The following is a 6,285-nucleotide window of genomic DNA, read 5'->3' as shown; positions in this document are numbered from 1 at the left end:
AGCAAAGGCAGAATATAGGTGATCAGGATGCCGTGATTCAGATAGGCCAGGCCAAAGGCCAGCGTGATGGCCCAGAAGGCGGGCCGGCGCAGCGCCGCCCGCAGCGCGCCGGGCGGATCGGGCGGGCGCTGCAGCGCCGCCGCCCTTGCCCGCCGGCGCAGCCGCAGCACCGCCAGCGCATTGACCGGCACCACGCCCAGCGCCACGATCGCGGCAAAGACCGCAAGCGCGCCCTGCCCGCCGAAGGCATGGCCCAACACCCGGCCCAGCGGGAAGGCCACCGTCCCGGCAAAGCCCGCGACCAGCGTGACCCTTGTGATCGCGGCCCGCGCGCCCGTGCCCAGCCTGCGGGTCAGGAAGGAAAAGCAGGTCTCGTACAGCGCGCCCGCCTGGGCCAGTCCGACCAGCGCCCAGCCCGCCATCCAGCCGGCAGGCGAGGTGACACAGGACAGGATCGCCAGCCCGGCCGCCGCCAGAACCGGCGCCACGATCAGCACCTCTCCGCCCAGGCCGCGGTCGATCAGCCGGCCCGACAGCGGCGTCAGCAGCGCCATGACCAGAAAGGCCGTGGTCGGCCCGGCGGCCAGCATGGCCTTGGTCCAGCCGGTATCCGCCTCAAGATCCGGCAGCAGGGCGGCAAAGGAATACAGCGTGCCGGCATAGATCAGCGTCTGGCCCAGCGCCAGAAGCCAGACGGCAAGGGAATCCCCCGCCGCCGGCCCTTCGGTCTGCCCCGCGCTGGACCCGGGCGCTTGCAGATCAGACCCCGTAGATCGCGCCGAACTTGGCTTCCAGATAATCCAGCAGCGGGCCCGCCGAGGGCGCGAAGCCGCAGGCCTGGCTGATCACCTCGGCCGGCGCCATCAGCGAGCCGTGCCGCTGCACCTTCTCGCGCAGCCAGCCGGTCGCGGCCGACAGATCGCCCGCCGCCATCTGCGCATCCAGATCGGGCAGATCGGCGCGCAGCGCCTTGTGCAGGCAGCCGGCATAAAGGTTGCCCAGCGAATAGGTGGGGAAATAGCCGAACAGCCCGATCGACCAATGCACATCCTGCAGCATGCCCTGGCTGGGCCGCTCGACCGCCACGCCGAAATCGGCCTTGAAGCGGTCATTCCAGGCCGCCTCCAGATCGCCCACCGCCAGATCGCCCAGCATCAGCGCGCGTTCCAGATCGAAGCGCAGCATCACATGCAGGTTGTAATGCACCTCATCGGCTTCGGTGCGGATGAAGCCGGGCTGCACCCGGTTCACCGCGGCGAAGAAGGCGCGCGCATCGCCGATGCCGAAGGCGCCGAAGCGTTCCAGCATCTGGGTATACAGCCAGGAGGTGAAGGCCTGGCTGCGGCCCAGCTGGTTTTCGTAGATCCGGCTCTGGCTTTCATGCACCCCCATCGAGGCGCCCTGCCCGATCGGCGTCAGCAGATAATCGGGATCGACATTCTGCTCGTAACAGGCATGCCCGGTTTCATGGATGGTGGAGTAGAAGCAGTTGAACGGCTCGCTTTCCACAACGCGGGTGGTGATGCGCACGTCATTGCCCGAGCCCGAGCTGAACGGATGCACCGCAATGTCCAGCCGGCCCCGGCTCCAGTCATAGCCGAAGGCGGTGGCCAGATCGCGCGACAGGCGGATCTGCGCATCGGCGCCGAACGCGCCGTCAAGCGGTTTCGGCTGATGGGCCGCCCCCAGAACCTTTTCGCGCAAGGCCACCAGACGCGGGCGCAATTCGCCGAACATCCGCGCGATATCGGCGCCGGTCATGCCCGGCTCGTAATCGTCGACCATGGCGTCATAAACATCGCCACCTGCCGCCAGGGCCGCGCCTTCCTCGCGCTTCAGGCGGATCACTTCGGCCAGGGTCGGCAGGAAGGCCGCCACATCGTCGCGCGACCGCGCCTCGGCCCAGATTCCCTGCGACAGGCTGGTGACGCGGGCGATTTCCTGCGCCAGCCGGGCCGGAACCTTCACCGCGCGGGCATGGGCGCGGGCGATCTTGGCCAGCTGCGCCGATGCCACCGCGTCGGCAGGCTCGACCGCCGCCAGCCAGTCGGCCAGGCGCGGGTCGGTGCGGCGGGCATGCAGGACCCCCTCCATCGCCGCCATTTCCTCGCCCCGCTGCTCGGCCGCGCCGCGGGGCATGGTGGTTTCCTGATCCCAGCCCAGCCGGCCCGAGACCTGTTCCAGCGCCGCGGTTTCGCGCGCATGCGCCATCAGGGCCTCGTAAGCATCGTTTCGCATCATGCCGTTCCTTTCCGGATCGACCCCTGAACGGGGTATTGCGCCAGGTGCCGGGCCCGCAGGATCAGCACCCAAAGGATCACCGCACCGATCTGATGGGTGATCGCGACATGCAGATGAACGCCGGTCAGGATCGTCGCCACGCCCAGCGCCGCCTGGGCCAGCAGCATGGCCATGACCATATGGAAGGCAAAGCGCGTCTGCGCATGGGCCGAGCGGCGGCCGCGCAGCCAGACGATCACACCGAAGATCACCAGAAGATAGCCCGAGACGCGGTGCATGAATTGCACGAGCCCCGGATTTTCAAAGAAGGCATGCCAGACCGGCAGGCTGCCGCCCGCACCATCGGGCACATAGAAAGCGTCAGCCGGGAAGAAGCTGTCGCCCATCAGGGGCCAGGTCGGGAAGGCAAGCCCCGCGTCGATGCCCGCGACCAGCGCGCCCAGAAGGATCTGCAGGAAGGCGAAATGCATCAGCCCCGTCGACATCGAGAACAGCTTCGCCTCGCGCCCGCGCCGGGCCGTCATCAGGGCCGCCTCGCTGCGGCCCAGAAGCATCGCATACCAGGCCAGAAGCCCCAGGATCACGAAAGCCACGCCCAGATGGAAGGCCAGCATGTAGCTTGCGACGCTGACCATCTGGCCGACCAGGCCGGATTTGACCATCAGCCAGCCGACCCCGCCCTGCAGCCCGCCCAGCAGGCCGACCGCCAGCAGCCGCCCCGTCCAGCCGGTGGGGATCTGGCCGCGGGCCAGGAACCACAGGAATCCCAGCGCCCAGACCAGGCCCACCGCCCGGCCCAGCTGCCGGTGGCCCCATTCCCACCAGAAGATCGACTTGAACTCTTCAACCGTCATCTGGCTGTTGACCAGGGCGAATTGCGGGGTGGCCTTGTACTTATCGAACTCGGCGGTCCAATCGGCCTCGGACAGGGGCGGCACCATGCCGGTGACCGGCTTCCATTCGGTGATCGACAGGCCGGATTCGGTCAGCCGGGTCAGCCCGCCCACGACGATCATCGCCGCCACCATCAGGAACAGCGCGACCAGCCACAGCCGGATCGCCCCGCGCGCGCCCTTCGGCCGCTGGTCGATCAGCCCGCCGCCCGCCAGGGACCGCGCCGGGCCCTCGGCCCCCACCTCTTCGAAAATGCTGCGCTTGCCGGCCATGCCTCGCCCCACCCTGATTGCCGGCGGAGACTAGGCGCCCCGTCCGGCAGCTTCAAGGCCGCCCGAGGTCAGCGCAGCAGCGCCAGCAGGTCCAGCGAGGGCTCTCCGGTCACCGCAAGGCCGCGCGCGGCCTGATAGGCGCTGATCGCCGACTTGGTCTTGGCGCCGATCACCCCGTCATGCCCGCCGGTATCATAGCCCGCCGCGGTCAGGCGTTCCTGCAATTCCTGCCGGTCGGCCTTGGTCATACCGGCCTTATCCGGCCCGAAAGTCCCGACCAGCGGCCCGCCGCCCCGGATCCGGTCCGACAGCGTGCCGACGCCCAGGGCGTAATTCTCGGCATTGTTGTAGCGCAGGATGGCGTTGAAATTCTGCGTCAGCAGGAAGGCGGGGCTTGCCAGACCCATCGGCGCGATGATCGACCCCGACTGCAGCCCGCCGCCCTGTGCCGCCCGCACGCCCAGGCCCGACCAGTCGGCTGCCGAGCGCCCCTTGCCGCGGCCCAGAAGGCCCGCATCAAAGCCCGCGGGCAGGATCACCTCCATGCCCCAGGGCAGGCCATGCACCCAGCCCGCCCGCTTCATGTAATTCGCGGTCGACGCCAGGGCATCGGTCGGATCGCTGGACCAGATGTCGCGATGCCCGTCGCCGGTGAAATCCACCGCATATTCCAGGAACGAGGTCGGGATGAACTGGGTATGCCCCATGGCGCCGGCCCAGCTGCCGGTCATCCGGTCGGGCGCGATGTCGCCGGCCTGCAGGATGCGCAGGGCCGCGGTCAGCTGCTGTTCGAAGAACGCCCCCCGCCGGCCGTCAAAGGCCAGCGTCGCCAGCGCCGAGACCACGGGCACATTGCCCTGCCGCGTGCCATAGAAGCTTTCCAGCCCCCAGAAGGCAGTGACGACATGGCCTTCAACCCCGTAGCGGCTTTCGATCGCCGACAGCACGGGGCGCAGCGCGGCATAGCGCTGGCGGCCCATCGACACCCGCTCCTCCGACATGGCGATGTTCAGATAATCTTCGGTCGTGCGGCTGAATTCGGTCTGGTTGCGGTCCTTCTCGATCACCTCGGGGATATAGCCCGCATGGCGGAAGGCGGCATTCATCGTGCCTGCGCTGATCCCCCGCACCGCGGCGCGGTCGCGGAAGCCCGCCAGCCAGGCGTCGAAGGCCGGATTGGCGACGATCCGCGGCGGTGCCGAGGGGCTGGCGCCGCCCCCGCCGCCCGAGACCCCGCCCACACAGGCCGACAGGCCCGAGCCAAGCGCCGCAATCGTGAAGAACCGCCGTGAAATCATCTGCCTGCCCGCCTTTGCCTGTTTCCAGTCAGGTTAGACGACAGACCCCGCCGACGGAAGCCTTTGCCCTTGGCCTTTGGCAGCGGATGGGCGGCGATCAGCCGTCGGCCTGATCCTGCTTCTTCAGCCGGAAGGCGATCTGGCGCAGCATGCCGTGAAAGGTCTGCACCTCGGCCTTGGTCAGCGCCAGGCGGCCCCACATGTTGCGCAGGTTCAGCTTCATGCCCGCGGCCTTGGTCGGCGGAAAGAAGAAGCCCGCCGTCTCAAGCCGTTCCTCGAAATGCCCGGCCAGGCGCTGGATATCCTCGCGGCTGGCCAGTTCCGTCCGCGCCAGTTCCATCGCCGAAGCCGGCACCTCGCTGCCCTGCCGACCCCATTCATAGGCCAAGAGAAGCACCGCCTGCGCCAGGTTCAGCGAGAAGAATTCGGGGTTCACCGGCACGGTCACGATGGCATTGGCATGGGCGATGTCGTCATTCTCCAGCCCCGCGCGTTCGGGGCCGAACAGGAAGCCCAGCTTCTTGCCCTGCGCCGCCATTTCCCGCGCCATGGCCATGGCCCGCTCGGGCGTGACGATTTCCTTCACCAATTCGCGCGAGCGCGCCGTGGTGGCGAAGACGAAATCGCAATCGGCCACCGCGGCGCCCAGATCGGGGAAGATCCCGGCGTGGTCCAGGATCCGCCCCGCGCCCGAGGCCATCGCCACCGCCTTGGGGTTCGGCCAGCCGTCGCGCGGATCGACCACGCGCATCCGCGTCAGGCCGAAATTCAGCATGGCGCGGGCGGCGGCGCCGATATTCTCGCCCATCTGCGGGCGCACAAGGATGAAGGCGGGTTCGATCATCCCGCCCTGATACGGCGCGCGCGCGTTGGGAGCAATCCCGCCAGGGGGCCAAGGTAGCCAAGCCGCCCCGATGCTGCTAGGACAGGCCGGATTTCCCTTGGAGCCCGCCCGAGAATGGCCGCTGAAGACCGCCCGCAGATCACCCTGATCACCCCCGCCGTTCTGGACCTTGAAACCTTCCCCGACCGTCTGGCCGCGGTGCTGGACACGGTCGAGGTCGCCTGCCTGCGCCTGTCGCTGGCCAGCCGCGACACCGACCTGCTGGGCCGCGCGGCGGATGCCTGCCGGCTGGTGGCGCATGCCCGCGACGTGGCGGTGGTGATCGACAACCACCTGCTGCTGGCGGAACGGCACGGGCTGGACGGGGTGCATCTGACCGACGGCGCGCGCCAGGTGCGCAAGGCGCGCAAGGATCTGGGCGCGGATGCGATCGTCGGCGCCTTCTGCGGCACCAGCCGGCACGAGGGGATCTCGGCCGGCGAGGCGGGGGCGGATTACGTGGCGTTCGGGCCGATCGGCGGCGCGGATCTGGGCGACGGCAGCCTGGCGCCGTTCGAGCTGTTCGAATGGTGGTCCGAGATGATCGAGGTCCCGGTGATCGCCGAGGGCGGGGTGAGCGAAGAGCTGGTGGCCCGCTTCGGCCCGGTCACCGATTTCTTCGCGGTGGGCGAGGAGATCTGGGCCGCAACGGATGCGGCCCAGAGCCTGAAGCGGCTGGTGTCCTGTCTGGGGTGAG

General features: G+C 68.8%; 6 protein-coding genes. 1 reads left to right on the top strand and 5 read right to left on the bottom strand.

All coding sequences use genetic code 11. From position 1 onward, the window contains the following. The 5 genes from K1Y73_RS09595 to K1Y73_RS09575 all read right to left on the bottom strand — a co-directional run. On the bottom strand, positions 1-629 hold a 629-nt coding region (locus K1Y73_RS09595), incomplete at its 3' end, for an MFS transporter (protein ID WP_263626576.1). A gap of 130 nt (positions 630-759) precedes the next feature. Next, positions 760-2,238 carry a carboxypeptidase M32 gene (locus K1Y73_RS09590; protein ID WP_404819080.1) on the bottom strand — a complete coding sequence of 493 codons (1,479 nt, stop codon included), beginning with the start codon at positions 2,236-2,238 and terminating at the stop codon, positions 760-762. After that, positions 2,238-3,407: a heme A synthase gene (ctaA, locus tag K1Y73_RS09585; protein ID WP_225028069.1), complete on the bottom strand. Its 1,170-nt coding sequence runs from the start codon at positions 3,405-3,407 to the stop codon at positions 2,238-2,240. Before ctaA ends, K1Y73_RS09590 begins: the two co-directional genes overlap by 1 nt. 68 nt (positions 3,408-3,475) lie before the next feature. Beyond that, positions 3,476-4,705 (bottom strand): lytic murein transglycosylase, encoded by a 1,230-nt coding sequence (locus tag K1Y73_RS09580; RefSeq protein WP_225028068.1) that lies wholly within the window; start codon positions 4,703-4,705, stop codon positions 3,476-3,478. 97 nt (positions 4,706-4,802) lie between these two features. Further along, positions 4,803-5,549: an RNA methyltransferase gene (locus tag K1Y73_RS09575; RefSeq protein ID WP_225028067.1), complete on the bottom strand. Its 747-nt coding sequence runs from the start codon at positions 5,547-5,549 to the stop codon at positions 4,803-4,805. A 114-nt stretch (positions 5,550-5,663) separates the two neighbouring features. Between K1Y73_RS09575 and K1Y73_RS09570 the strand changes: the two genes are divergently transcribed. Beyond that, positions 5,664-6,284 (top strand): thiamine phosphate synthase, encoded by a 621-nt coding sequence (locus K1Y73_RS09570; protein ID WP_225028066.1) that lies wholly within the window; start codon positions 5,664-5,666, stop codon positions 6,282-6,284. The last annotated feature ends 1 nt before the right edge of the window (position 6,285 follow it).

The organism is Xinfangfangia pollutisoli (assembly GCF_020179405.1).
Classification (GTDB): Bacteria; Pseudomonadota; Alphaproteobacteria; order Rhodobacterales; family Rhodobacteraceae; genus Pseudogemmobacter; species Pseudogemmobacter pollutisoli.
The sequence above is the reverse complement of the archived record's forward strand: the minus strand, read 5'-3'. Positions and strand labels throughout refer to the sequence as shown.

Coding starts and splice junctions, on each gene's coding strand:
- K1Y73_RS09570 (WP_225028066.1), top strand. CDS start 5,664: ATGGCCGCTGAAGACCGCCCGCAGATCACCCTGATCACCCCCGCCGTT.
- ctaA (WP_225028069.1), bottom strand. CDS start 3,407: ATGGCCGGCAAGCGCAGCATTTTCGAAGAGGTGGGGGCCGAGGGCCCG.
- K1Y73_RS09575 (WP_225028067.1), bottom strand. CDS start 5,549: ATGATCGAACCCGCCTTCATCCTTGTGCGCCCGCAGATGGGCGAGAAT.
- K1Y73_RS09580 (WP_225028068.1), bottom strand. CDS start 4,705: ATGATTTCACGGCGGTTCTTCACGATTGCGGCGCTTGGCTCGGGCCTG.
- K1Y73_RS09590 (WP_404819080.1), bottom strand. CDS start 2,238: ATGCGAAACGATGCTTACGAGGCCCTGATGGCGCATGCGCGCGAAACC.